This window comes from Streptomyces solicamelliae (assembly GCF_045348655.1).
Taxonomy (GTDB): Bacteria; Actinomycetota; Actinomycetes; order Streptomycetales; family Streptomycetaceae; genus Streptomyces; species Streptomyces solicamelliae.
The window spans coordinates 3,988,170-4,012,095 of sequence record NZ_CP160404.1; the positions used below are offsets into that span (position 1 = coordinate 3,988,170).

Sequence of the window (23,926 nt, forward strand, 5' to 3'; positions counted from 1 at the left end):
TCCGCTCCGTCAATAACCGGCCATTCCGGCATCGCGGACTAAGGTGGCAATGTGCCCCGTCAATTGGGAGAGCTCGAAGACGCCGTCATGACGCGCGTCTGGCAATGGAACCGCCCGGTGACCGTCCGGGAAGTCCTGGAGGATCTCCAGCAGGAACGGTCCATCGCCTACACCACCGTCATGACCGTAATGGACAATCTCCATCAGAAGGGCTGGGTGCGCCGGGAAGTCGAGGGCCGGGCCTATCGATATACGGCGGTCTCCACCCGCGCCGCCTACTCCGCCGCGCTGATGAACGAGGCCTGGGCACAGAGCGACAACCCCGCCGCCGCGCTCGTCGCGTTCTTCGGGATGATGTCCGCCGAGCAGCGCGAAGCCCTCGACGACGCCGTCCGGATCGTCCAGCGGGACACCCCGAATCCCCCGGAAGCCCTCTCCGCCCCCACCGCCGAGGGCGACGCGGACACCGCAGGTCCGGAGCGATAACGTCCCTCCATGTCGACGTCCTCCGCATCCGACTCCGCAACCGCGGCGAAAGCCGTCACCGTACGCCGCGCCCGCACCGCCGATGTCGCCGCCGTCCGCCGCCTCCTGGACCCGTACACACGCCGTGGCATCCTGCTCGACAAAGCGACGGTGACGCTTTACGAGGACATCCAGGAGTTCTGGGTCGCGGAACGCGACAGCGACGGAGTCGTCGTCGGTGTCGGCGCGCTGCACGTGATGTGGGAAGACCTCGCGGAAGTGCGCACTCTCGCCGTCGACCCCGACTTCAAGGGCGCCGGCGTGGGACACCAGGTGCTGGACAAGTTGCTGCACACGGCGCGATGGCTCGGCGTCCGGCGTGTTTTCTGCCTCACCTTCGAAGTGGACTTCTTCGCGAAGCACGGCTTCGTCGAGATCGGCGAGACACCGGTCGACGGAGATGTCTACAGCGAGCTCCTGCGTTCCTATGACGAGGGCGTCGCCGAGTTCCTCGGTCTCGAACGAGTGAAGCCGAACACCTTGGGCAACAGCCGGATGCTTCTGCACCTGTGATCGTAAGCAGACCGGATGCAGTCGGGATGCAGTACGGGATGCAGTACGGGATCCCTATGTCCGAATCGCGCACGTTTCCCGCACTGCCGGGCTTCTGAACCTCTGCCAGGGGTTTGTGTTTTTCCGGGAAAAGCGGTTTCCTTTCCGCGTACTGCATTTTCGATGAAAGGAAATCCGGTGGCACAGAAGGTTCAGGTCCTTCTTGTCGACGACCTCGACGGTGGCGAGGCGGACGAGACCGTGACGTTCGCGCTGGACGGCAAGTCCTACGAGATCGACCTCACCACCGCCAATGCGGACAAGCTCCGCGGCCTGCTCGAGCCGTACACCAAGAGCGGTCGGCGCACCGGTGGCCGCGCGGCTTCCGGTCGCGGAAAGGGCCGCGTCGCCGCGGCCGGCAGCAAGGACACCGCGGAGATCCGCGCGTGGGCCAAGGCGAACGGCTACGAGGTCAACGACCGCGGCCGCGTCCCTGCCACGGTCCGCGAGGCCTACGAGAAGGCCAACGGCTGACGACCGCGCGTCAGCCGGAGTCGGTGGCACTCCGTCGCCGCCGCCTCCACCAGTCGTACGAGGCCCGGGGCGTCCCCGGGACCTCCGAGCGCCGGCAGGGCCGGCAGCGACGACTCGACCTCGCGGCCGGGCACGGGGGGCCGCAGCCACACGGCGGCGCCCGGCCGGCCGGAACCGCACCATCCTGGGGGAACGGGAGCGGTGATCCGGCCGCCGGCGCCGAGTCCGGCGAGGTCCAGGGCGATCCCGCCCCACTCCAGCCAGTCGAGCAGCCCCGGCAGCTCCTCCGCGCTCCCCGCGGCCACCAGCAGCCGCATCCGGCGCCCCATCAGGGCCACCGGGCCGGTGCCGCCCACCCGCCGCAGCACCGCGTGCCCGGCCGCCGCCGGCAGCTCCAGCACGTCGAACCGGAGCCCGGTCGGCAGCAGTACCGGCGGCCCGGGGACCGTCGCCCAGCCGAGCCCGTGCTCGTACCACCGCGTGAGGCCGTGCCCGCCGTCCTCGGACGACGAGCGGGGAAGCGGAACGGTCAGCGCCATGCCCGGGGAACTCCCGCGACTGCCGAATGGTTACGCCGCCGGTGACGCCTGGTCTCCGTGCAGTCGCGCAGCGTGATGGGGGCGAGGTTCACGGGTGCATTCGGCGGCGCAAGGATGTTCGCCCGTAGCGGAGGGAACCCTGGTGATCCGCATGGAGTGTCAGTGCGGACGGGTAAGACATTCCTTGTGGGAAGGGACGACACGCGGTCTTCGGCAGCTCACGTTCGCCATCGGCGTAGTGGTGACGCGGGTAACTGCCTGGCCTGCGGGAACATCGTCTCGCACCATCGGGTTAGGACGGTTGTCGGCGTTCGGGGTCAGGAGGCCAAGTACGGGTGTCGGCAGTTGGAATGAGCGGTCCCCGCTTGCGGGACTAAGCTGCGGAAGGACAGGGAGGGGATCGACCCCTAACTGACTGACCGCTCTGAGGAGCGATTAACGATGTTCGAGAGGTTCACCGACCGCGCGCGGCGGGTTGTCGTCCTGGCTCAGGAAGAAGCCCGGATGCTCAACCACAACTACATCGGCACCGAGCACATCCTTCTGGGCCTTATCCACGAGGGTGAGGGTGTCGCCGCTAAGGCCCTGGAGAGCCTCGGGATTTCGCTCGAGGCGGTCCGCCAGCAGGTGGAGGAGATCATCGGTCAGGGCCAGCAGGCCCCGTCCGGGCACATTCCCTTCACCCCTCGTGCCAAGAAGGTCCTGGAGCTCTCGCTCCGCGAGGCGCTCCAGCTCGGCCACAACTACATCGGCACCGAGCACATCCTGCTCGGCCTGATCCGCGAGGGCGAGGGCGTCGCCGCCCAGGTCCTCGTGAAGCTGGGCGCCGATCTCAACCGGGTCCGTCAGCAGGTCATCCAGCTGCTCTCCGGTTACCAGGGCAAGGAAGCCGCCACCGCCGGCGGGCCTGCCGAGGGCACGCCCTCGACGTCCCTGGTCCTCGACCAGTTCGGCCGGAACCTCACCCAGGCGGCCCGCGAGTCCAAGCTCGACCCGGTCATCGGGCGCGAGAAGGAGATCGAGCGGGTCATGCAGGTGCTGTCCCGCCGCACCAAGAACAACCCGGTCCTCATCGGCGAGCCCGGCGTCGGCAAGACCGCCGTCGTCGAGGGCCTGGCCCAGGCCATCGTCAAGGGCGAGGTGCCCGAGACCCTCAAGGACAAGCACCTCTACACCCTGGACCTCGGTGCGCTGGTCGCCGGCTCCCGCTACCGCGGTGACTTCGAGGAGCGCCTGAAGAAGGTCCTCAAGGAGATCCGCACCCGCGGCGACATCATCCTGTTCATCGACGAGCTCCACACCCTGGTGGGTGCGGGCGCCGCCGAGGGCGCGATCGACGCCGCCAGCATCCTCAAGCCGATGCTGGCCCGCGGTGAGCTCCAGACCATCGGTGCCACCACGCTCGACGAGTACCGCAAGTACCTGGAGAAGGACGCCGCCCTCGAGCGCCGCTTCCAGCCCATCCAGGTCGCCGAGCCGTCGCTGCCGCACACGATCGAGATCCTCAAGGGTCTGCGCGACCGGTACGAGGCCCACCACCGGGTCTCCATCACCGACGAGGCCCTCGTCCAGGCCGCGACCCTGGCCGACCGGTACATCTCGGACCGCTTCCTGCCGGACAAGGCGATCGACCTGATCGACGAGGCCGGCTCCCGGATGCGCATCCGTCGGATGACCGCGCCGCCGGACCTCCGCGAGTTCGACGAGAAGATCGCCGCCGTCCGCCGGGACAAGGAGTCCGCGATCGACTCGCAGGACTTCGAGAAGGCCGCCTCCCTGCGCGACAAGGAGAAGCAGCTCCTCGCCGCCAAGGCCAAGCGCGAGAAGGAGTGGAAGGCCGGCGACATGGACGTCGTCGCCGAGGTCGACGGCGAGCTGATCGCCGAGGTCCTCGCGACCGCCACCGGCATCCCGGTCTTCAAGCTGACCGAGGAGGAGTCGAGCCGCCTGCTCCGCATGGAGGAGGAGCTCCACAAGCGCGTCATCGGGCAGAACGACGCGGTCATCGGCCTCTCCCGCGCCATCCGCCGCACCCGTGCGGGTCTGAAGGACCCGAAGCGCCCCGGAGGCTCGTTCATCTTCGCCGGCCCGTCCGGTGTCGGTAAGACCGAGCTGTCCAAGGCGCTCGCCGAATTCCTCTTCGGCGACGAGGACGCGATGATCTCCCTCGACATGTCGGAGTTCAGCGAGAAGCACACCGTCTCGCGGCTCTTCGGCTCCCCGCCGGGATACGTCGGCTACGAAGAGGGCGGCCAGCTCACCGAGAAGGTGCGCCGCAAGCCGTTCTCCGTGGTCCTCTTCGACGAGGTCGAGAAGGCCCACCCCGATATCTTCAATTCCCTTCTCCAGATCCTGGAGGACGGTCGCCTGACCGACTCCCAGGGCCGGGTCGTGGACTTCAAGAACACGGTCATCATCATGACGACCAACCTCGGGACCAGGGACATCTCGAAGGGCTTCAACCTCGGCTTCGCGGCCCAGGGCGACACGAAGTCCAACTACGAGCGGATGAAGGCGAAGGTCAGCGACGAGCTGAAGCAGCACTTCCGCCCGGAGTTCCTCAACCGTGTGGACGACATCATCGTCTTCCCGCAGCTGACCCAGGACGACATCCTCAAGATCGTCGACCTGATGATCGGCCGCGTGGACGAGCGCCTGAAGGACCGGGACATGGGCATCGAGCTCTCCCAGTCCGCCAAGGAGCTCCTCGCGAAGAAGGGCTACGACCCGGTCATGGGCGCCCGGCCGCTGCGCCGGACGATCCAGCGCGAGGTCGAGGACACGCTCTCGGAGAAGATCCTCTTCGGCGAGCTGCGCCCCGGTCACATCGTGGTCGTGGACACCGAGGGCGAGGGCGAGCAGCAGACCTTCACCTTCCGTGGCGAGGAGAAGTCGGCCCTGCCCGACGTCCCGCCGATCGAGCAGGCGACGGGCGGCTCGGCAGGCCCGAACCTCTCGAAGGAGGCGTGACGCGTTCGCGTAGCGTCTGAAGGGGCGGCCCCCGGAACCGGTTCGGTTCCGGGGGCCGCCCCTTTCACCTGCTCACGGTGAGCCGTGAGCCGAGGGCCGCGCGGCCGGTGATGCGGCGCTCGGGGACACCGGTGACGAGCACCTCCAACTGGCGCGGTGCCTGGTGCAGCGGTGTCAGGTCGAGCCCCTCGTCGGGCAGCTCGGGCACGGCCAGGATGAGCCGGGTGAGCGAGGGCAGTTCGGCGACGGCCGCCAGATCTCCCGCGCCGAGCCGGGGGGCCAGCAGGATCAGGTCCTCCAGCGTGTCGAGCCCGGAGAGCGCGCCGATACGGACCCGCGGACAGTGATTGATCTGCACCTGCTGCAGCTCCTTCCCGCAGGCGCGCAGGAACCCCGGGTCGGTGACGACGTCGTTCTCCGCGATCACCACCGTGTTCACGGACAGTCCGGAGAGCACGGTGGTCAGCTCCGGCGCGTCGAAGTCGCCGCGGAAGGCGAGGTGACGGGCGTGCGGCAGTGTCCGCAGCAGCGGCAGCTGCCCGGGTTCGGTCACGTTGAGCACCTGGTTCGCCAGGTCCGTGTGCGCGAGCACCTCGCGGGCGTACACCTCCGTGGGGAACCTGGCCCAGCTCTGCGCCAGCGCCACCGTCCGGTCGGACCCGGCGAAGCCCCGGGCGTACGGGATCGCCTCCGAGCCGCCGACCTCGCAGATCAGCGAGACGACCGCCGTCACGGCTTCCTCGGCCGTCTTCTCCGGGGCCGGCAGCAGCGGCAGCACGTACGGGCCGAGGACGGCGAGCTGGGCCAGCTGGCTCGCGTCCCGCGGCGGCAGGACGGACTTCACCGCCTTGCGGACCCTGGCGTGCAACGACTCCGACAGCCACGCGGCGTGCTGGGCGCACCGGGCCGCGAGCACGTACAGCGTCGTCTTCCTCCCCCGGTCGCGGACGGACGACCCCGCCGCCAGCACCCCCTCCACCAGGGCCGGGAGTTCGCGTCGCGAGCAGTGGCCGGCGGCCAGCAGCAGGACGTCGTGCCACTGCTGGTCCCGGACGTGCTGCAGTAGTTCGGAGACCAGGTCGTCCTCGACGAACTCCTTGGCGGCCAGGAAGTCCTGGAAGGTGCGGTGGGTGAACTGGAAGACGTCATCGGTGCGTTCCTGCAGGAGACCGCTGCGGTTGAGCAGATGGGTCAGGATCTCCGCCGGCGTGCCCTGGCCGGCGACCCGCGGCATCCCGGGCAGGACGCGGCTGACCTGGTGCAGGGCCTGGTGCCGGGTGAACTCGGTCTGCCCGCCGCGCACCAGCCAGGCCGCGATCCGCTGGAGCAGCTGCTGGTGTTCCTCCACGGTCATGCGGATGCCGTCCGGGGCGTCGATCCGGCGCCGCTTGTCCCGGTCGCCGAGCAGCAGTTGCAGCGCGGACTGGTACAGCGCCCAGCGGGACTCCGGCAGGAAGCCCTCGCGCAGCCGGTGCAGCGCGCAGATCACCGCGCAGAGCAGCGGGGTGCGGGCGAGGTCGGCGAGCACGGGGTTGTGGCGGAACTGCAGGGACAGGTCCCGTTCGAGGACGTCGATTCCCGCCGGGTCGGCGTCGTCGAGCCGGGCCGCGTCGTGCCAGGCGGCGACGAACGCCTGGATGTCCGCGTCCCGCATCGGCAGCAGGCTCAGCTCCTCGAACCGTTCCGCGCCGAGCCAGTCCGGGTCGACCGCGAGCGGCCGTACGGTCACCACGCAGCGGGTGCGGGGGTAGCGGGCGAGCAGCCCGGACAGCCAGGCGTGGGCGGCGTCCCGCTCCTCCTGCGGCACCTCGTCGAGCCCGTCGACGAGCAGCAGCGCCCGTCCCGCGGCGAGCACCCGGCCGGCCCAGCCGTCGGGCGCGGGGTCGACGACGAGCCCGGCGACGCCGGGGAGGTCGGCGAGGTTGGGGAAGCCCGCGCCCCGGGCGCGCAGGGTGCGCAGGGGGACGACGAAGGGCACGAGGCCGTTCAGCTCGGCGAGGTTCGGCCCGAGCGTGCCCGTGGCCGCGTGCGCGGCCAGCCACCACACGAGCGTGGTCTTGCCCGCGCCGGCGTCGCCGCGGATCAGGACGCGGGGGCGGGAGGCGAGCAGGTCGTCGATCCGCTGCGGTACGGGGGCGGTGTCGCCGCGGTCCCCGGCGGCGGCCTCCAGGGACAGGTACGCGGTGTCGAGGTCCCACTCGGAGGCACGGCGGTCCAGCTCGTCCAGGCCGAAGATCTTGGTACGGCGGTAGGCGGCGCCGAGGGCCTCCGCGTACTCCGTCTCGTACGGGCGGTCCTCGGGGTGGGTGCGGACGACCGGTGCGGGCACGGCGAAGTCGCGGGGGAGGAGCCGGCGGACGTCCGGGTGGTCGAGCACGGCGGTGAGCGGGACGCACTCCAGGCGGCGGTGGCCGCGGCCGCGCGGGACGGCGCGCACGATGCCGATGAGCCCGCCGTCGGCGTAGACGGGGGCGCCGGAGAGGCCGGCGAGGGGGGAGGGGCCGTCGTCGGGGGCCTCGGCGGGCGGGTGGTCGAGCTCGACGGTGAGCGCCTTGCGCACGAGCCCGGCCATGGGCAGGGCGGTGCCGGTGTACTGGTCGAGGTCGAGCTTCAGCCCCCCGTAACGCTGGACCTTCGGGAAGCCGAGGATCTCGCAGCCGGGCACGGGACGGTCGGTGGCGAGCGCGCCTGGCCTCGGGGCGGGGCCGAGGGGCTCCTCGCTGTGCAGCAGGGCGAAGTCGAGGCGGTCGTCGCAGCGGATGACCCGTAACGCGAGCGGGCCCCGGCCGGTGACGGCGGCGACGTCGGCGTATTCGTCGCCGCCGACGACGTGGGCGCACGTCAGTATCAGGTGCGGGGTCAGCAGGACGCCGCTGCCCTGCTGCCGGCCGAGCACCGCGAAGACCTGGCGGCCGGGGCTCACGGTGCCTCGCTCCCTCCGCCGAGGCCGGACAGGTCGGCGGCGTCGTCGTTCCCGACGAGCCAGGCGCCGCCGGTGGCCGCGTTGCGCGGCTTGAGCGTGAAGGAGACCCGGTGGGTCTCGCCCCTGGTCCGGCTCGCGTCCGCGCCGGCCTCGACGACCCAGGCCTTCACCTTGGTCCCGCCCTTCAGCTCCTTGCGCAGCTCGATCGTGAACTCCATCTCGATGTCGCCCACTTCGAAGGCGACGGCCTGCCCGGTGGCCCGGGAGGCGGCCGCTATGAGCTGGTCGCGGACGGATTCGATGGCGTCGGCGAGTTCGATGTCGTGCGTGGTCATGATCGCGAACGTACCCCGTCAGGTGAGGAGTCGGACGGTGGGCGGGAGGTGTTCGGTGCCGGTGACCGGGAAGCCTTCGGTGTCGATGACTTCGAGGTGCGCGAGCCGCGCCAGAGGCGCGAGGTCGTAGGGCTGTGTGGGGGCCCCGGCGACGACCAGGGTGCAAAGGCCGGGGAAGCATTGGGCGATGCGGCCGAAGGGCTGGGGGTCATGCTCGGCGTACAGCTCCAGCCTGCTCACGTGGGGCAGCCGGATTGCCTCGGGGAAGTCGCCCCAGGGCTGTGCCGCGGGCAGGGCGAGGTGCGTGATCCGTTCGAGAGAGGCGATGTCGCGCCACTGCTCCTCGGTGAGCGTGTCGGCGCCGTGAAGGATCAGCTGCGTCAGTCGGGTGAGTCGGCTCAGGAAGGCGAACCCTTCCTGGGGTTCGTCGGTCAGCGACAGCGTGCTCAGCTTGTTCTCGAGGGGGACGAACGCCAACGAGGGGCTGCCGCGGTACACGAAGTGCAGGCTGGACGCCGTGCCGAGCTGGGCGCGCAGCGCCGCCATTCCCTGCTCGGAGACTCCTTCGCGGATGTCCAGGTGCCGGGGCCGCAGCCCCAGACGGGCCACCTCGCGGGCCTGCTCGTCCGACTGCAGCGTGAAGTTGATCAGTAGCGGGTCGAGCCGGGCGATGATCTCCTCCGCGTAGGTCGCGGTCGTGAACCGCGACCAGCCCCACATCAGCTGGGACCGGACGCTCACTTCCGCGTGGTCCGTGAACCGTGCGAGGTACGGGATCGCCGCGTCGTCCGCGATGTGGGTGGCCGTGATCACGAGGCTTCCGGCGGCCCTGTCGGTCAGGTCCTCCGGGCCCGGCAGCAGGTCCAGGACCGCACGTCCCACCGAGGCGAGCTCCCGAGCCTCCTCCACGTCGCGCGGCGGGATCACCTCGCTGGTCCGCGCCAGGATCCGTTCCCGGATCTCGGGGGACACCTCCGTCGCCTGGTCCAGCGCCGTCGCCGCGACCACCAGGATCCGCAGCTGGACGCGCCGCTCCTGCGCAGCGTCCGCCGCCCTCAGCAGCTCCCCGAAGATCTCCGCGCACTCCCGCGGCCGCGCGTGGGCGACCGCCATGCGGATCACGTCCTCCCACTGGTCGTCGGCCGCGTGGTCGACGAGGACGCCGATGTCCCACCGGTCGACCAGGGCCTTCGCGGCCAGGTAGTCCTGGAAGGTGCGGTGGACGAAGTCCACGGTCTCGGCGGTCGGCTCGCGGAGCAGCCCGCTGCGGTGGAGGAGGTGGGTGAAGACCGCGTCGGGCTTGTCGTACGCCGCGGCCTCCGGCACGGCCGGCACCGCGGACCGTACGACGGACTGCGCGTGCGCACGGTCCATCTGCGTACGCCCGTTGAGCGTGAGCCAGTACGCGAGCCGCTGGATCAGCTGGATCTGCGCGGCCTCGCCGAGTTCGATCCCGTAGGGGTTGCCCATGTCCCGCTCGCGGTCGCGGCGCAGCAGCAGCATCGACAGCGCCGCGTCGTACAGCGCCTTGCGGCCGCGCGGCAGGAAGCCGCGGCGGTCGCGGTGCAGGGCGCAGATCAGCCCGCACATGAGGGGATTGGTGGCGAGCGCGGCGACGTCGGGGGTGGTCCGGAGGGCGTCGAGGAGCGGCTGCTCGTACGGCACGGCCTCCGGCCCGGCGGCCCGGTGCCAGCGCGCGACGAAGGTGCCGACCTCGGCGGTCGACATGGGGGAGAGGGTCAGCTCGGCGAAGCCGTCCTCGGCGAGCCAGTCGTCCCGTACGGCGGTGGGGCGCGAGGTCACCAGCCAGCGGTTGTCGGCGTCGTACATGTCGAGGAGGCCCCGCAGCCAGCGGCGGGCGCGGTCCCGCTCGGCCTCGGGGATCTCGTCGATCCCGTCGACGAGGACCAGGCCCCGGCCGGCGGTCAGCACCCGGTCGGCCCAGCCCTCGGGCGGGGAGAGCGGGCAGTCGACGGACTCCAGGAAGCGGTCGGGCGCCGGCAGCCGCTCGCCGTGGCGGGTGAGGGTGCGCAGCGGGAGGACGAACGGGACCCGGTCCCGCAGGTACGCCATCTCCTCGGGCAGCTCCTCCCGCGCGGCCGACACCGCCAGCCACTGTACGAGCGTCGTCTTCCCGGACCCGGCGAGCCCCCGGAGCAGGACCTTGTCGTGCCGGGCGAGGGCGAGGTCGGCGCGGGAATTGCCGCTCTGCTGCAGGAGGTGCCGGAAGGCTTCCCTGTCTCCTGGCGTGCTGAGCAGATCCCTCGACGCTGCGCCGGGGTCACGGGAGCCTGCCGCCCAGCCGTCGTGCACGTCCCGGGTCAGCACCGTCATCTGGTTGCTCTTGCCCGAGCCCGCCGCCGCTCGGATCAGCCTCCTCGTCGACTCCGTCGCCTCCAGCGACAGATAGGCCACGTCCAGCGGCCACCGCTCCGCGGAGTCGTGCAGGTCGATGCCGTAGATCGTCAGCTTGCCGTGCTTCTTCGCCACGTACGCGAGGTAGCGGCGCTCGAACTCCACGTCCCTGCCGTCCTGCCGCGGGACGCGGTGGATCAGTTCGTCGATCTTGGCGATCAGTTCCTGCTGGTCCTTGGCCTGCTCCACCAGGCTGCGGGCCACGAAGGTCGAGCGCTGGGTGAAGAAGTCGAGGATGTGCAGGCAGGCCCACTCCGTCAGCGAGTCCAGGAAGTACGCCGAGTCCGCCGACAGGCCCGCCGGCGGCCCGCCCGCCGCCTTCCTCAGGCGTCGCGCCAGTTCCCAGTGCCCGAGCCGGACCGCCTGGACGTCGTCCATGTCCAGGTCGCCGAGGGCCACGAGCGACCGGGCCAGCGCGTCGGCCACCGCCTCCGTCTCGTCCGCCGGGAACGGCGGCTCGCCGGGGGCGGAGACGGCCTCGCGGACCAGGCCGGCGGCGAGCCTGCGGACGTCGGCCTCGGTCAGGACGCGCTTCTCGCCGCGGAAGGAGACCAGGCGGGAGAGGCGTACCGGCGCCTTGCCCGGGGCCAGGCCCGCGCCCGGTGCCTCCTGGACCAGCAGCTTCTTCAGCAGCGGGGCGATCGCCGCCGAGGCCAGTCGGGTGCCGATGACTGCTGGATCCACGTGTCCCCCCGGAGCGTGCGCGGCGCGCTGGTCGTGAGTGATCAGCCTATCGAGGGAGGGGTTCCGGGCCCGGCCGATCGCGTGACCCAGGTCGCAATCAGGAGGGCGCGCTGGTGACAAGGCGCACAGGCGTTTTCGGGGGTACTAGCCGGAATAGTGGTGTTGTTTCGTCTCTCATCGGGACGTTCCGGACATGGGGGGCGGGGCTTTGGTCCCGGGGGCCCCGGATCGGCCTCCGCCCTGCGATTCCGTCGGTCCTGACCGGTCCCTACATGCGGTTAAACCGATTTATTCGGCAGCTTTTGTCCGTTTTTCAAGGGTTCCGGGTGGGGCGTCAAGAGCCGATCCGCCGACGTGATCGCTACGACGCGATGTCGTAGATAGGGCGTTTTGGGATGGCCTGGGGTGCGGGTTACCAAGGGATGGCCAGCCCGGCGCAGCGAACGCGTCGGGATCGTTCTTCCCGGAGGTTTTCCCCCGTATGTCGAAGCGCGTCATGAACCCCACCCGTACCGCCGTCGTCGCCCTCGCCGCCGCGGGTCTGGGAGCGTCTGTGGTGGCCGGAGCCGGGTCCGCCTTCGCCGCCGAGGGCAAGGCTCCCGTCCAGGCCCTCGCCGCCGCCCCCGCGTCCGCCGCCGTCGCCGCTCAGGCCGACGCCCAGGCGCAGGCCGCCGCCAAGACGGCCGCCGCCGTCAAGAAGGCCGCCGCGAAGGCCAAGGCCGCCAAGCCGGTCGTGGTGAAGAAGGCCGCGAAGAAGAAGGCCGCCTGGGTCAAGCCGGTCAGCCGCTACACGCTGACCGCCAGCTACAACCAGGGCGGCGCCATGTGGGCCCACAAGCACTCCGGTCAGGACTTCGCCGTCCCGGTCGGCACCCCGGTCAAGGCCGCCGGCGCCGGCACCGTCGTCAAGGCGGGCCCGAACGGCGGCGGTGACGGCCCGGCCTACGGCAACGCCATCGTCGTCAAGCACGCCAACGGCAAGTACTCGCAGTACGCCCACCTGTCGAAGATCAGCGTGCACATCGGCCAGAAGGTCGGCGCCGGCCAGAAGATCGCGCTGTCGGGCAACACCGGCAACTCGTCCGGCCCGCACCTGCACTTCGAGATCCGCAACACCCCGAACTACGGCTCGGCGCTGAACCCGGCGGCCTTCCTGCGCACGCACGGCGTCAGCATCTGACCCACCTGATCGGACCCACCTGATCCCTCAGGCCCCGTGGGCCTGGGCGACCAGATCGAGGGCGACCTCGAGGACGGCTTCGTGCTTCTCCTCGGGGTCGCCCTCGACGTTCTGCATGAAGAACATCCCCGCGTGCATCGTGAACAGCGCGCTGATGCAGCGGACCTTGTCCTTCATCGCGAAGTCCGGCTCCTGGACCAGGCCGCTCAGCTCCAGCATCCGCTCCTTGAAGGTCAGGCCGACGCTCAGCTCGCGCACGGTGGCCTGGTTCTCCTGCATGAAGCGGAACAGCGGGGCCGCGTCGGCCAGGGCGACCTGGTAGCGGCGCAGGATCTCCTGCTTGGTCTCCAGGGTGCGCGGCTGCTCACGGGCCCAGACGATCAGCTCGTCCATGGGTCGGGTGAGGTCGTGGAAGAGCCCGACGAGGATGTCTTCCTTGGTCTTGAAGTGGTAGTAGAGCGCCGCCTTCGTGACGTCCAGCCGCTCCGCGATCTCGCGCAGCGAGGTCTTCTCGTAGCCCTGCTCGGCGAAGAGCTCCAGGGCGACGTCCTGGATGCGCTGGCGGGTGTTGCCTCTGGCCACGGTGTGCTCCCGGCTCCGACTGAACTTACTTGACGCCCGGCTAGTGCCGCGTCTACCGTCCCCATTGTATTAACTTGCCGGGCGGCAAGTAAGTGGATGGGGAGCAGGGGACGCCGATGACGACCACCGAGACCGTGAAACAGGCACCCTCCGGGGAGCCGGCCGCAGGACAGGAGCAGGACAAGCCCGCACGCAGCGTCCGCGTGGTCCTGCTCGCGCTGATGATCGCGATGCTGCTCGCGATGCTGGACAACATGATCATCGGTACCGCGATGCCGACGATCGTCGGCGAACTGGGCGGTCTGGCGCACCTGTCCTGGGTCGTCACCGCCTACACCCTGGCCACCGCCGCCTCCACGCCCATCTGGGGCAAGCTCGGCGACATGTACGGCCGCAAGGGCGTCTTCCTCACCTCGATCGTGATCTTCCTGATCGGCTCCGCGCTCAGCGGCATGGCCCAGGACATGGGCCAGCTCATCGGCTTCCGCGCCGTCCAGGGCCTCGGCGCCGGCGGTCTGATGGTCGGCGTGATGGCGCTCATCGGCGACCTGATCCCGCCCCGGGAGCGCGGCAAGTACCAGGGCATGATGGCCGGCGTGATGGCCCTCGCCATGATCGGCGGCCCGCTGGTCGGCGGCACCATCACCGACCACTGGGGCTGGCGCTGGTCCTTCTACATCAACCTGCCGCTCGGCGCGATCGCCCTCGCGATGATCACCGCCGTGCTGCACCTGCCGAAGAAGGAGCGCCGGGAGCGGACCCGGATCGACTTCCTCGGCGCCGCGCTGCTGACCGTCGGCATCACCTCGATCGTGCTCGTCACCACCTGGGGCGGCACCGAGTACGACTGGGACTCCGGCGTCATCCTCGGCCTGAGCGCGGCCGGCGTGCTGGCCCTCGCCGCCTTCCTGTGGGTGGAGACCCGCGCGGCCGACCCGATCATCCCGCTGCACATCTTCCGCAGCCGCAACTTCACCCTCATGTCGGTGATCGGCTTCCTGGTCGGCTTCGTGATGTTCGGCGCGGTGCTCTTCCTGCCGCTGTTCCAGCAGTCCGTCCAGGGCGCCTCGGCCACCAACTCGGGCCTGCTGCTCCTGCCGATGCTGCTCGCCATGATGGTCGTCTCGCTGATCTCCGGCCGGATCACCACCAACAGCGGCAAGTACAAGATCTTCCCGATCCTCGGCGGCGGGCTGATGGTCCTCGGCCTCTTCCTGCTCGCGCAGATGGACACCGGCACCTCCCGGCTCACCTCCGGCCTCTACATGGCGGTGCTCGGCGCCGGCATGGGCTTCCTGATGCAGATCACGATGCTCGTCGCGCAGAACAGCGTCGAGCTGAAGGACATGGGCGTGGCGTCCTCCGCCACCACCCTGTTCCGCACCCTCGGCTCCTCCTTCGGCGTGGCGATCATGGGCGCGCTCTTCACCTCCCGGGTGCAGGACGAGATGGCCGCCCGCGGCGGCGGCGCGGCCACCGCGCAGTCCGCCCAGCTGGACGCGGCGAGCCTGGCCAAGCTGCCGGAGGCGGTCCGCGAGGCGTACCAGCACGCCGTGGCCTCGGGCACGCACAGCGCGTTCCTGGTCGGCTCGGCGGTCGCGGTGGTCGCCTTCCTCGCGGCGTTCCTCGTCAAGGAGGTCGCGCTGCGCGGCACCGGCCCGGAGAAGCCGGAGCCGTCGAAGCCGGAGCCGGAGAAGGCCGCCGCCTGATCCGTACGGCACACGAAGGGGGCCGGGGCGCGCACACCGCGCCCCGGCCCCCTTCCCGTACCTCCGTCGTCACACGTCCCGCAGCACCGGGAAGCTCCCCGTGTTCGTCGGCGCGTGGTCCGGCAGCCACAGCACCGCGATCGCCCCGCCGTCCGGCGCCGCGTTGCGGAACGTCAGCCGGGCGCCCAGGACCCGCGCCTGGCCGGTCGCGATGGTCAGGCCCAGGCCGTGGCCCTTGCCCGCCCGGTCGCTCGACCCGGTGCGGAAGCGGCTCGGGCCCTCGCGCAGCAGCTCCTCCGGGAAGCCGGGGCCGTCGTCCCGGACCCGGACGACCCGGCCCTCGACGGTGACCTCGACCGGCCCGCCGCCGTGCTTGGCCGCATTGGCCAGCAGATTGCCGAGGATCCGCTCCAGGCGCCGCGGGTCGGTGTTCACCCACGACTCGTGCACCACGTTCACCACCGCGTCCGGGGCGAGCACCCGCACCCGCCGCTCCACGAACTCGCCGAGCGCGATCTCCTGGAGCTCCGCCCGCTCCGACGCCCCGTCGAGCCGGGCGACCTCCAGCACGTCCTCGACCAGGGTCCGCATCGCCTGCGCCCGGTCCCGCACCAGCTCCGACGGCCGGCCCGGCGGCAGCAGCTCCGCGGCCGTGAGCAGCCCGGTCACCGGGGTGCGCAGCTCGTGCGCGATGTCCGCGGTGACCCGGCGCTCGGCCTCGATCCGCCCGTTCAGGGCGTCGGTGAGCGCGTCGATCGCCCGCGCCAGCTCGTCGGTCTCGTCCCGTACGACGCCGCCGACGGCGTCCCGGACCCGCACCTCGGTGTTGCCCTGCGCGACCTTGCCCGCCGCGGCCGCCGCCTTCCGCAGCCGCCGGGAGAGCTGGCCGCCGATCAGCACGCCGAGCGCGCAGCCGCCGAAGACCACCGACACCGAGCCGATGATCAGGGTCCGGTCGAGGTTCTTCATGATGGTGGCGCTGCGGTCCGCGAACGGCATGTGCAGCGACAGCACGTCCCCGTTGGCCAGCGGCACCGCCGCCCACACGTCCGGCGTGCCGCCCGACGCGTGCTCCTGCACGAAGGTGCCGCGCCGCCCGTTGTGCATCAGCCGGTCCAACTGCCGCGGCAGACGCGGGTCGTTGATCTTCGCGCCGAACCGCAGCCGCGGCTCGCGCGGCTTCGGCGTCGACTCGTACTGCAGCTGGGCGAGCAGCAGCCGGTCCATCATGACCTCGCGGGAGTTGTCGAGCATCGACACCCGCGCCTCGTTGTGCACCACGATCGACAGGGCGGCGGCGACCAGCGCGCCGACGGCCGCGATCGCGATCGAGATCTTCCAGCGGACTCCGGTGCGCAGGTTCCCCCTGCGCAGACCGAACCGCCTCATGCCCGGAGCTTGTAGCCGAAGCCGCGGACCGTCTCGATCCGGTCCTGGCCGATCTTCGTGCGCAGCCGCTGCACATGGACGTCCACGACGCGGGTGTCGCCGCCCCAGCCGTAGTCCCAGACCCGCTCCAGGAGCTTGTCGCGGGAGAGGACCGTGCCCGGCGCGGACGAGAACTCGAGCAGCAGCCGCATCTCGGTCGGGGTCAGGGACACCGGAGCGCCGGCCCGCCGCACCTCCATGCCGTCCGTGTCGACCTCCAGGTCGCCGAAGACCAGCAGCCCGCCGTCGGGCCCCCCGTCCGCCCCGTCGCCGGAGCCGCCCGCCCCCGCGCCGCCCGCGTGCCCGAAGCGGCGCAGCACCGCGCGGATCCGGGCCATGAGCACCGCGCCGTCGAAGGGCTTGGTGACGTAGTCGTCGGCGCCGGCCTCCAGACCGAGCACCACGTCGATCGAGTCGGCGCGCGCCGACAGCATGATCACCGGGACGGTCGACTCGTCGCGGATCCGCCGGCACAGGCTGACCCCGTCCATCCCCGGCAGCATCACGTCGAGCAGCGCGATGTCCGGCTGCTGTGCGCGGAAGGCCTCCAGGCCCGCCAGCCCGTCGGGCATGGCCGTCACCCGGAAGCCGTCCCGCTCCAGGGCGAGCTGGGTGGCCTCACGGATGACGTCGTCGTCCTCGACGAACAGCACATGGGTCTCGGCCATCGCGCGTTCCCTCGGTCCTCTTCGTTCGGGTCAGTTGCTGGGGGCGGCCGTCGCCGGCCCGTCGATGCCGCCGTCGCCGACCGCCTTGCTGTACTCGTTGTGCACCCAGTCGTGCTGGGTGAACTTGCTGCCCGCCCAGCGGTACGTGAGCACGTCCTCGCCCGAGGGATACGCGACCGGGTCGCCCTTGGCGTAGATCTGCTTGGTGACGATCAGATCGCCCCGGTCGATCGTCGCGTAGACCGCCGCGTCCTCGGCCATGAAGACGTTCTCGTACTCCTTGGCCGGGTCCGCCCTCCGGTACACGTACGTGCCGATGCCCACGGCGTCGCCGCAGGTCATCACGTTCACCACGACGTCCGGCGCGCTGCCGCCGGTCAGGTTTCCGTACGAGGTGTCCACCGGGTACGCATCGGCCGCGCAGGGCTTCAGGCTCTCCTTCACCCGCGCGCCGATCTTCGGGTCGGCCTTGAGCAGCGCGATCGGGTCCGGCCGGTCCGTGCTGTAGCCGGAGCCGCCGGACGGCCCGGGGGAGGGCACGGAACTGCTCGGGGTACCCGAGTCGGCGCGCGCCGCGCCCTCGTCGCGGGAGCCGGTGCCGCCGGTCGAACAGCCGGTCAGGAACACGCCCACGGCCGCCAGCACACCGACGGACGCGAGCACGGCCGGTGTCGCCGGCCTGCCCGCGTCGTTCACTGAGGACCGTGGCCCTAGGCCGCGCACCGCTCCTGCCCCCGTTCGTAGCGTCGGTCGGAACGCTCCGGGGCGCGGGGGGCCGGGACCCGGGCCTCGCTCTCGGCGGACCGGTTCTCCAGCTCCTGGCGCAGCCGCGCCAGCGCGCGGTGGAGCGTGCTCTTCACCGTACCGGTCGACATGCCGAGCGCCGCGGCCGTCTCCTCGGTGCTCATCTGTTCCCAGTGACGCAGCACGACGACGCTGCGCTGCTTGGGCGCGAGGACCTTGAGGATGTCCATGAGCAGGGCCCGGTCCGCGTGCTGCTCGGTCCCGTCGTCGAACGACGCGTCGTCGGGCAGCACCTCGGTGGGCACCTCCTCCAGCTTCCGGGCGCGCCACCACTCGGTGCGCGTGTTGATCATCACCCGGCGAAGGTACGCGTCCGCGAGCGACTTGTCCGCGATCCCGTCCCAGCGGCCGTAGGTGCGCACCAGCGCGGTCTGCAGCAGGTCCTGTGCGTCCACCGGGTCGGGGACGAGCCGTCGGGCGCTGCGCAGCAGGGCGTCCTGCCGTGTGCGGACGTACTCCTCGAAGTCGAGCACCTCGCCGTGCGCCATCCGAACCGCCTCCGTTCCCCGGATCATCCCCGTGACCACCCGTTTTCCGTACGTCGAGGACGCTACGGAGCGGTTGTCACGGGGCTGTCCGAGAGAGCCGTCGGAGGACGCACGGCTGTCCATCGGTTTTGTAACAGCGGTTCCGGGGTAGGGACTGCGGATTCAGCTGCGGCGCGGGAGGGGGTGCCGTCCGCTCAGGTCAGCGGCAGCCGGTACAGCCCGTCCGGCAGCGGCTCCACCAGACCGTCCGCGACCAGCCCGTCCAGGGCCCGGGCCCGCTGCACCGGCTCGTCCCACACCGCGTCCAACTGCGCCTGCGGTACGGGCGAGACCGCCTCCCGCAGCACGGCGAGCAGCTTGCCCCGCACCTGCCGGTCGGTGCCCGCGTACGTCTGACCCCGGCGCGGCGGCCCGTCGTGGGCCGGTTTGCCGGCCAGCCGCCAGGCGCAGGACCCGGCGATCGGGCAGCGCCCGCAGTCCTCGTTCTTCGCCGTGCACACCAGCGCGCCCAGCTCCATCGAGGCCGCCGCCCAGCGCGCCGCCGTGCCCTCGTCGTCCGGGAGCAGCGCCCGCGCGAGCCGGCGCTCGGCCGCGGTGGTGGCGTTCGGCGGGTACTGCACGCCGGTCGCCGCCCGGGCGAAGACCCGGCGGACGTTGGTGTCCAGGACGGGGTGCCGCTGCCCGTACGCGAACGAGGCCACCGCCGCTGCCGTGTACTCGCCGATCCCGGGCAGCGCCAGCAGCTGCGCGTGGTCGCTGGGGACGTCGCCGCCGTGCCGCTCCGTTATCGCCACGGCCGCGCCGTGCAGCCGCAGGGCACGGCGCGGGTAGCCGAGCCGGCCCCAGGCGCGCACGGCCTCGCCGGGGGCCTCGGCGGCCAGGTCCTTGGGGCGCGGCCAGCGGGCCAGCCACTGCTCGTACACCGGCAGGACCCGGACGACCGGGGTCTGCTGGAGCATGAACTCGCTGACCATGACGCCCCACGCGCCGGCCTCCGGCCGCCGCCAGGGCAGGTCCCGGGCGTGCCGGTCGAACCAGGCGAGGACGGGCAGGTGCAGGGCGGCGGGGGCGGTCTCGGACGGGGCCGCGGCGGGGGAGTCGGCGGTGGACGGGGGCACGGGGGCGGAGGCGTCGGTGGAAGTCATGGCACCTCCGATCCTGGCACGTTCAGCGGGACCGGTCCCGCACGCCCTCGGGGCGCACGGTGGCGCGCTGCCGGGGTCCGAGCCCCGCGCACCACAGCACGGCCGCGTTGCGGCCGGTCCGCGCCGTGCCGACCAGGGCCGCCGCGGGCCGGGTCCCGGCCCGCACGGCGGCGTACGCGACGGCGCCGCCGAGCAGCAGGCCGACCGCCACGTCGTGGGGGTAGTGCACGCCGACGAAGACCCGCGAGTACGCCATCAGCAGCGCCAGCGGCGCGGTCAGCCAGATCGTCCCGCGCCACGCCAGCGCCAGCGCGACGGCCGCGGCGCCGGCGATCGCCGCGTGGTTGCTCGGGAACGACCAGTCGCCGGACGGCGGGCACTCCACCAGCGGCGCCGGCGCCCCGGCGACCGCCCGGCACGGCCGCTCCTCGTCGAACACGGTCTTCAGCGCCTCGCTCACCGCGTAACCGAAGGCGGTGGCGAGCGGGGCGAGCAGGGCGAGCGCCATCGCGCGGGAGTCCCCGCGGCGGGCCCGCCACCAGCCGGCGGCGAACAGCCCCGCGAACAGCAGCAGTCCGGCCTCCGTCCAGACTTCGGCGAGCCATCGGAGCCAGTCCGGGGTCGTCCGGGCCTGGCGGAGGATGTCGAGGTAGAGGTCCTGGTCCATGGGCGGCGACGCTAGGCGCGGGCCCATGCGCGGCGCCCGGGGCGAAGGACGGGCACCGCCCCCGACGAAAGTCGGGGGCCGGTCCGAAAAGCCTGCTCACGCCGCTCGCCGGGATGTGATCATCGGCAAAAAGTGCCTCTGGGGCGGCATGGGGGGCGGGAGTTGGGCTCGAACTCTCGTAAGGTTCGTGCCGTGGGATCTCTGCGCAACCCGGTCGGTCCGCTGCCCTCCTCCATCTACTGGCGACGGAGGGCGGTTGCCCTGTGCCTGATCGCACTGCTGACGGCCCTGGCCGTCTGGGCCGTGGGTACCGGCGGCGACGGCGGGAACAGGACGAACGACGGTGCCAACGGGGCGAGTCCCGCGCCGTCGATCACTCCCGGACCGTCCTCCTCCGGGCCGGCCATCTCCGAACAGCCGGGCGGGCGCGACGAGTCGGGCGACGCGGGCGGTGACGCCGGAACCGGCGCGGACGCCGGCGCGGGGGGCGAGGGCAAGAACGGTGACCCGGCCGGTGGTTCGGGCGCGGGCGGCGCGGGTGGTACCGGCGGGGCCGGTGGCGCGGGCGTGGGCCAGCAGGTTCCGGCCGATTCGCCGCTGCCCAACTGCCCCTCCGGGGCGCTGAAGTTGTCGCTGCGCAGCACCAAAGTCTCGTACGAGCAGGGCGAGAAGCCCCGCTTCGAGCTGATCGCCCGCAACACCTCGTCCGCCGTGTGCAAGGCCGACTTCGGGCCGAGGAACGCGGTGCTGACGATCAGCGACGCGCAGGACGACGAGGTGTGGTCCTCGAAGGACTGCCCGCGCCCGACCGGCAGCGTGCTGCTGCGGGTCCCGGCGGGCTCGTCGGTGACGTACGCGGTGGAGTGGGACCGGCGCCCGAGCGCCCCGCAGTGCGAGACCCCGCAGGGCGGCGCGGCGGAGCCGGGCACCTACCTGGTCGAGGCGGTCTTCCCGGGGGCACAGGTGCTTCCGGCGTCCTTCACACTGGCGAAGGACTGAACCGGAACTACCCCTTCCGGGATCGGTCCGGCCGGCTGCGGGACCGGTCCGGCCGGCACGTCGTCAGACGTACCGCTCCAGGATCGAGGACTCCGCGAGCCGGGACAGCCCCTCGCGGACGCTGCGCGCCCGGGCCTCGCCGACGCCGTCCACGGTCTGCAGGTCGTCCACGCTGGCGGCGAGTAGCTTCTGCAGCCCGCCGAAGTGCTCCACCAGGCGCTCGATGATCGCCCCGGGCAGCCGCGGCACCTTCGCGAGGAGCCGGTAACCGCGCGGCGAGATCGCCGAGTCGAGCGTCTCGGGCGAGCCGGTGTAGCCGAGGGCGCGCGCCACGTTGGACAGTTCGAGCAGCTCGGCGTGGGTCAGCGCGTCGAGCTCGGTCAGCGCCTCGGCGACCGTGCGGGACCGCTTGGCCGTCGGCTCGGGCACGTAGTCGCGGACGACCAGCTCGCGCTCCGGCTCCACGCCCGCGATCAGCTCGTCCAGCTGGAGCGAGAGCAGCCGGCCGTCGGTGCCGAGCTCGACCACGTACTCGGCGATCTCGGTGGCGATCCGGCGGACCATCTCCAGACGCTGCGCGACCGCGGTGACGTCCCGGACGGTCACCAGGTCCTCGATCTCCAGGGCGGAGAGCGTGCCGGCCACCTCGTCGAGGCGGAGCTTGTACCGCTCCAGGGTCGCCAGGGCCTGGTTGGCGCGGGACAGGATCGCCGCCGACTCCTCCAGGACCCGGCGCTCGCCGTCCACGTACAGCGCGATCAGGCGCATGGACTGGGAGACGGAGACGACCGGGAAGTTGCACTGCTTGGAGACCCGGTCGGCGGTGCGGTGCCGGGTGCCGGTCTCCTCGGTCGGGATGGACGCGTCCGGGACGAGCTGCACACCCGCCCGCAGGATCTTGGTGATGTCCTTGTCGAGGACGATCGCCCCGTCGAGCTTGCACAGCTCGCGCAGCCGGGTGGCGGTGAACTCGACGTCGATGACGAAGCCGCCGGTGCACATCGACTCGACCGTCTTGTCCATGCCGAGGACGATGAGACCGCCCGTGTTGCCGCGCAGAATGCGCTCCAGGCCGTCACGCAGGGCGGTGCCGGGGGCGACGGCGCTGAGCGAGGCACGCATCAGTGCTTCGTTGTCCTTGGCTGCCACTGCACTCCTCCGGCTCGTACGGATGGGCGAGACCAGGGCAAAGTCTAGCGACCCCGCCCCGCCCCGGTTCGCGGTGCGCGGATTCGCCCCCGCGAACCCCTGCCCCGTCCGTACCCCGGTCATGCCCCGGCCCTCCCGTACGGACGCCCGCCCGAGCGCCCGCTCGAACGCCTGCCCGGTCCGGAGCCGGGCCCGTCAGCCCGTGCGTTCCTCGGCCTTCGGGGCGCGGCGGCTGCGCGGCAGCACCCGCAGCGCGTCGCCCATGTCCGCGACCTCGATCACCTTCATGCCCGGCGGCACCTTCCCCGGATCGCCCGGCACCAGCGCGTGCGTGAAGCCCAGCCGGTGCGCCTCGGCCAGCCGGCGCTGCACGCCGGTGACCCGGCGGACCTCGCCCGCCAGCCCGACCTCGCCGATCGCGACCAGGTTCTTCGGCAGCGGGGTGTCACTGGCCGCCGAGGCCAGCGCCAGCGCGATCGCCAGGTCGGCGGCCGGCTCGGACAGCTTCACGCCGCCGACCGTTGCCGAGTAGATGTCCCGCTTGCCTAGCGCGCTGATCCGCCCCCGCTGCTCCAGCACCGCCAGCATCATCGAGACCCGGGAGGTCTCCAGGCCCGAGGTGGTCCGGCGCGGCGACGGGATCTGCGAGTCCACCGTCAGCGCCTGGACCTCCGCCACCAGCGGACGGCGCCCTTCGAGCGTGACGGTCAGACACGTGCCCGGCACCGCCTCGGCGCGCCGGGTCAGGAACAGCCCCGACGGATCGGCGAGGCCGGTGATCCCCTCGTCGTGCAGTTCGAAGCAGCCGACCTCGTCCGTCGCCCCGTACCGGTTCTTCACGCCCCGCACCAGACGCAGCCGCGCGTGCCGGTCGCCCTCGAAGTGCAGCACCACGTCGACCAGGTGCTCCAGGAGTCGCGGACCGGCGATCGCGCCGTCCTTCGTCACGTGGCCGACCAGCAGCGTCGACATGCCGCGCTCCTTCGACGCCCGGATCAGCGCCCCGGCGACCTCGCGGACCTGCGCCATGCCGCCGGGCGCGCCGTCGATCTCCGGCGAGGCGACGGTCTGCACCGAGTCCAGGATCAGCAGCGAGGGCTTGACCTCGTCGAGATGCCCGAGCACGGCGGACAGATCCGTCTCCGCGGCCAGGTACAGGTGCTCGCTCAGCGCGTCGATGCGGTCGGCCCGCAGCCGCACCTGGCTCGCGGACTCCTCGCCCGTCACGTACAGCGTGCGGTGTGCCTCGCTCGCCGCCTTCGCGGCCACGTCGAGCAGCAGCGTGGACTTGCCGACGCCCGGCTCACCGGCGAGCAGCACCACCGCCCCCGGCACCAGCCCCCCGCCGAGCACCCGGTCGAGCTCGTCGACGCCGGTCGAGCGGGCCGTGGCCTGCCGGCCGTCGACCTGGGCGATGGGCAGCGCCGCCGTGGACACCCGGCCGGCGGCGGTCGTACGGACGGCGGACGCGCCGTACTCCTCGACCGTGCCCCAGGCCTGGCACTCCGGGCAGCGGCCGAGCCACTTGGCGGTCGTCCAGCCGCACTCGGTGCAGCGGTAGGACGGCCGGTCCTTGGCGGATTTCGTACGGGCAGCCATGAGCGACACCGTAACGGGCAGCACTGACAACGCCGCTCCGGGCGCTCCCTGACGGACTTGTGTCCCCTTTCGGGCGATACGTTCACCCGTA

General features: G+C 71.8%; 20 protein-coding genes. 7 read left to right on the plus strand and 13 right to left on the minus strand.

Going from position 1 to position 23,926, the window contains the following annotated elements:
- The first annotated feature begins 51 nt into the window (after nucleotides 1-51).
- The 3 genes from ABZO31_RS18585 (at nucleotide 52) to ABZO31_RS18595 (ending at nucleotide 1,551) form a co-directional block, all read left to right on the plus strand.
- A complete protein-coding gene (locus ABZO31_RS18585) occupies nucleotides 52-486 on the plus strand; it encodes a BlaI/MecI/CopY family transcriptional regulator (RefSeq protein WP_406862355.1) in 435 nt (144 codons plus the stop codon).
- Nucleotides 487-495: 9 nt separating this feature from the next.
- Nucleotides 496-1,038 (plus strand): amino-acid N-acetyltransferase, encoded by a 543-nt coding sequence (locus tag ABZO31_RS18590; RefSeq protein WP_406862356.1) that lies wholly within the window; start codon nucleotides 496-498, stop codon nucleotides 1,036-1,038.
- A gap of 177 nt (nucleotides 1,039-1,215) precedes the next feature.
- Nucleotides 1,216-1,551, plus strand: a complete 336-nt coding sequence (locus tag ABZO31_RS18595) for a histone-like nucleoid-structuring protein Lsr2 (RefSeq protein ID WP_393645454.1) — start codon at nucleotides 1,216-1,218, stop codon at nucleotides 1,549-1,551.
- Here the strand turns inward: ABZO31_RS18595 and ABZO31_RS18600 are convergent.
- Complete coding sequence (locus tag ABZO31_RS18600) at nucleotides 1,530-2,090, minus strand: SCO3374 family protein (protein ID WP_406862357.1); 561 nt, start codon at nucleotides 2,088-2,090, stop codon at nucleotides 1,530-1,532. The two genes, ABZO31_RS18595 and ABZO31_RS18600, sit on opposite strands and share 22 nt — an antisense overlap.
- Nucleotides 2,091-2,531: 441 nt before the next feature.
- Between ABZO31_RS18600 and ABZO31_RS18605 the strand changes: the two genes are divergently transcribed.
- Entirely contained in the window at nucleotides 2,532-5,060 is a 2,529-nt protein-coding gene (locus ABZO31_RS18605) for an ATP-dependent Clp protease ATP-binding subunit (RefSeq protein WP_406862358.1), read from the plus strand.
- Between the two features lie 64 nt (nucleotides 5,061-5,124).
- Here ABZO31_RS18605 and ABZO31_RS18610 read toward each other — a convergent pair whose 3' ends face one another.
- From ABZO31_RS18610 to ABZO31_RS18620, 3 genes are read right to left on the minus strand one after another with little or no spacing between them, the layout of a single operon-like run.
- A complete protein-coding gene (locus ABZO31_RS18610; protein WP_406862359.1) occupies nucleotides 5,125-7,983 on the minus strand; it encodes an NACHT domain-containing protein in 2,859 nt (952 codons plus the stop codon).
- Nucleotides 7,980-8,318 (minus strand): trypco2 family protein, encoded by a 339-nt coding sequence (locus ABZO31_RS18615; RefSeq protein WP_406862360.1) that lies wholly within the window; start codon nucleotides 8,316-8,318, stop codon nucleotides 7,980-7,982. The genes ABZO31_RS18610 and ABZO31_RS18615 overlap by 4 nt, the downstream gene beginning before the upstream one ends.
- A gap of 18 nt (nucleotides 8,319-8,336) precedes the next feature.
- Nucleotides 8,337-11,417 (minus strand): NACHT domain-containing protein, encoded by a 3,081-nt coding sequence (locus ABZO31_RS18620; RefSeq protein WP_406862361.1) that lies wholly within the window; start codon nucleotides 11,415-11,417, stop codon nucleotides 8,337-8,339.
- 481 nt (nucleotides 11,418-11,898) lie between these two features.
- Between ABZO31_RS18620 and ABZO31_RS18625 the strand changes: the two genes are divergently transcribed.
- Entirely contained in the window at nucleotides 11,899-12,597 is a 699-nt protein-coding gene (locus ABZO31_RS18625; protein WP_406862363.1) for a M23 family metallopeptidase, read from the plus strand.
- Between the two features lie 27 nt (nucleotides 12,598-12,624).
- Here the strand turns inward: ABZO31_RS18625 and ABZO31_RS18630 are convergent, their stop codons facing one another.
- On the minus strand, nucleotides 12,625-13,179 hold the full coding sequence (locus ABZO31_RS18630; RefSeq protein ID WP_406862364.1) for a TetR/AcrR family transcriptional regulator: 555 nt from the start codon (nucleotides 13,177-13,179) through the stop codon (nucleotides 12,625-12,627).
- Between the two features lie 116 nt (nucleotides 13,180-13,295).
- Here ABZO31_RS18630 and ABZO31_RS18635 point away from each other — a divergent pair, with 116 nt between their 5' ends.
- Nucleotides 13,296-14,888: an MDR family MFS transporter gene (locus tag ABZO31_RS18635; RefSeq protein ID WP_406862365.1), complete on the plus strand. Its 1,593-nt coding sequence runs from the start codon at nucleotides 13,296-13,298 to the stop codon at nucleotides 14,886-14,888.
- Nucleotides 14,889-14,957: 69 nt separating this feature from the next.
- Here the strand turns inward: ABZO31_RS18635 and cseC are convergent, their stop codons facing one another.
- The 6 genes from cseC to ABZO31_RS18665 all read right to left on the minus strand — a co-directional run bounded on the left by cseC (nucleotide 14,958) and on the right by ABZO31_RS18665 (nucleotide 20,088).
- Nucleotides 14,958-16,262 carry a two-component system sensor histidine kinase CseC gene (cseC, locus tag ABZO31_RS18640; protein WP_406865397.1) on the minus strand — a complete coding sequence of 435 codons (1,305 nt, stop codon included), beginning with the start codon at nucleotides 16,260-16,262 and terminating at the stop codon, nucleotides 14,958-14,960.
- Nucleotides 16,263-16,273: 11 nt separating this feature from the next.
- Nucleotides 16,274-16,984: a two-component system response regulator CseB gene (gene cseB / locus ABZO31_RS18645; RefSeq protein ID WP_406862366.1), complete on the minus strand. Its 711-nt coding sequence runs from the start codon at nucleotides 16,982-16,984 to the stop codon at nucleotides 16,274-16,276.
- 30 nt (nucleotides 16,985-17,014) lie between these two features.
- Nucleotides 17,015-17,680: a hypothetical protein gene (locus ABZO31_RS18650; protein ID WP_406862367.1), complete on the minus strand. Its 666-nt coding sequence runs from the start codon at nucleotides 17,678-17,680 to the stop codon at nucleotides 17,015-17,017.
- 14 nt (nucleotides 17,681-17,694) lie between these two features.
- A complete protein-coding gene (locus tag ABZO31_RS18655; protein WP_406862368.1) occupies nucleotides 17,695-18,276 on the minus strand; it encodes a SigE family RNA polymerase sigma factor in 582 nt (193 codons plus the stop codon).
- 194 nt (nucleotides 18,277-18,470) lie between these two features.
- Nucleotides 18,471-19,421 (minus strand): A/G-specific adenine glycosylase, encoded by a 951-nt coding sequence (locus ABZO31_RS18660; RefSeq protein WP_406862369.1) that lies wholly within the window; start codon nucleotides 19,419-19,421, stop codon nucleotides 18,471-18,473.
- Nucleotides 19,422-19,443: 22 nt separating this feature from the next.
- On the minus strand, nucleotides 19,444-20,088 hold the full coding sequence (locus tag ABZO31_RS18665) for a phosphatase PAP2 family protein (protein ID WP_406862370.1): 645 nt from the start codon (nucleotides 20,086-20,088) through the stop codon (nucleotides 19,444-19,446).
- A gap of 192 nt (nucleotides 20,089-20,280) precedes the next feature.
- Between ABZO31_RS18665 and ABZO31_RS18670 the strand changes: the two genes are divergently transcribed.
- The gene (locus ABZO31_RS18670; protein WP_406862371.1) at nucleotides 20,281-21,087 is read left to right on the plus strand and encodes a hypothetical protein; all 807 of its coding nucleotides are present in this window, start codon (nucleotides 20,281-20,283) and stop codon (nucleotides 21,085-21,087) included.
- Nucleotides 21,088-21,150: 63 nt separating this feature from the next.
- On the opposite strand, the gene disA is transcribed toward ABZO31_RS18670, so the two are convergent.
- Together disA and radA are read right to left on the minus strand one after the other, a co-directional pair.
- Nucleotides 21,151-22,209, minus strand: a complete 1,059-nt coding sequence (disA, locus tag ABZO31_RS18675) for a DNA integrity scanning diadenylate cyclase DisA (RefSeq protein WP_406865398.1) — start codon at nucleotides 22,207-22,209, stop codon at nucleotides 21,151-21,153.
- A 222-nt stretch (nucleotides 22,210-22,431) separates the two neighbouring features.
- Entirely contained in the window at nucleotides 22,432-23,835 is a 1,404-nt protein-coding gene (radA, locus tag ABZO31_RS18680) for a DNA repair protein RadA (protein WP_406862372.1), read from the minus strand.
- Between the last annotated feature and the right edge of the window lie 91 nt (nucleotides 23,836-23,926).

Bases quoted from the DNA above. Each gene is read 5' to 3' on its own strand.
- ABZO31_RS18600 (WP_406862357.1), bottom strand. From the start codon at position 2,090: ATGGCGCTGACCGTTCCGCTTCCCCGCTCGTCGTCCGAGGACGGCGGG.
- ABZO31_RS18615 (WP_406862360.1), bottom strand. From the start codon at position 8,318: ATGACCACGCACGACATCGAACTCGCCGACGCCATCGAATCCGTCCGC.
- ABZO31_RS18665 (WP_406862370.1), bottom strand. From the start codon at position 20,088: ATGGACCAGGACCTCTACCTCGACATCCTCCGCCAGGCCCGGACGACC.
- ABZO31_RS18605 (WP_406862358.1), top strand. From the start codon at position 2,532: ATGTTCGAGAGGTTCACCGACCGCGCGCGGCGGGTTGTCGTCCTGGCT.
- cseB (WP_406862366.1), bottom strand. From the start codon at position 16,984: ATGGCCGAGACCCATGTGCTGTTCGTCGAGGACGACGACGTCATCCGT.
- disA (WP_406865398.1), bottom strand. From the start codon at position 22,209: ATGCGTGCCTCGCTCAGCGCCGTCGCCCCCGGCACCGCCCTGCGTGAC.
- ABZO31_RS18590 (WP_406862356.1), top strand. From the start codon at position 496: ATGTCGACGTCCTCCGCATCCGACTCCGCAACCGCGGCGAAAGCCGTC.
- ABZO31_RS18635 (WP_406862365.1), top strand. From the start codon at position 13,296: ATGACGACCACCGAGACCGTGAAACAGGCACCCTCCGGGGAGCCGGCC.
- ABZO31_RS18655 (WP_406862368.1), bottom strand. From the start codon at position 18,276: ATGGCGCACGGCGAGGTGCTCGACTTCGAGGAGTACGTCCGCACACGG.
- radA (WP_406862372.1), bottom strand. From the start codon at position 23,835: ATGGCTGCCCGTACGAAATCCGCCAAGGACCGGCCGTCCTACCGCTGC.
- ABZO31_RS18660 (WP_406862369.1), bottom strand. From the start codon at position 19,421: ATGACTTCCACCGACGCCTCCGCCCCCGTGCCCCCGTCCACCGCCGAC.
- ABZO31_RS18625 (WP_406862363.1), top strand. From the start codon at position 11,899: ATGTCGAAGCGCGTCATGAACCCCACCCGTACCGCCGTCGTCGCCCTC.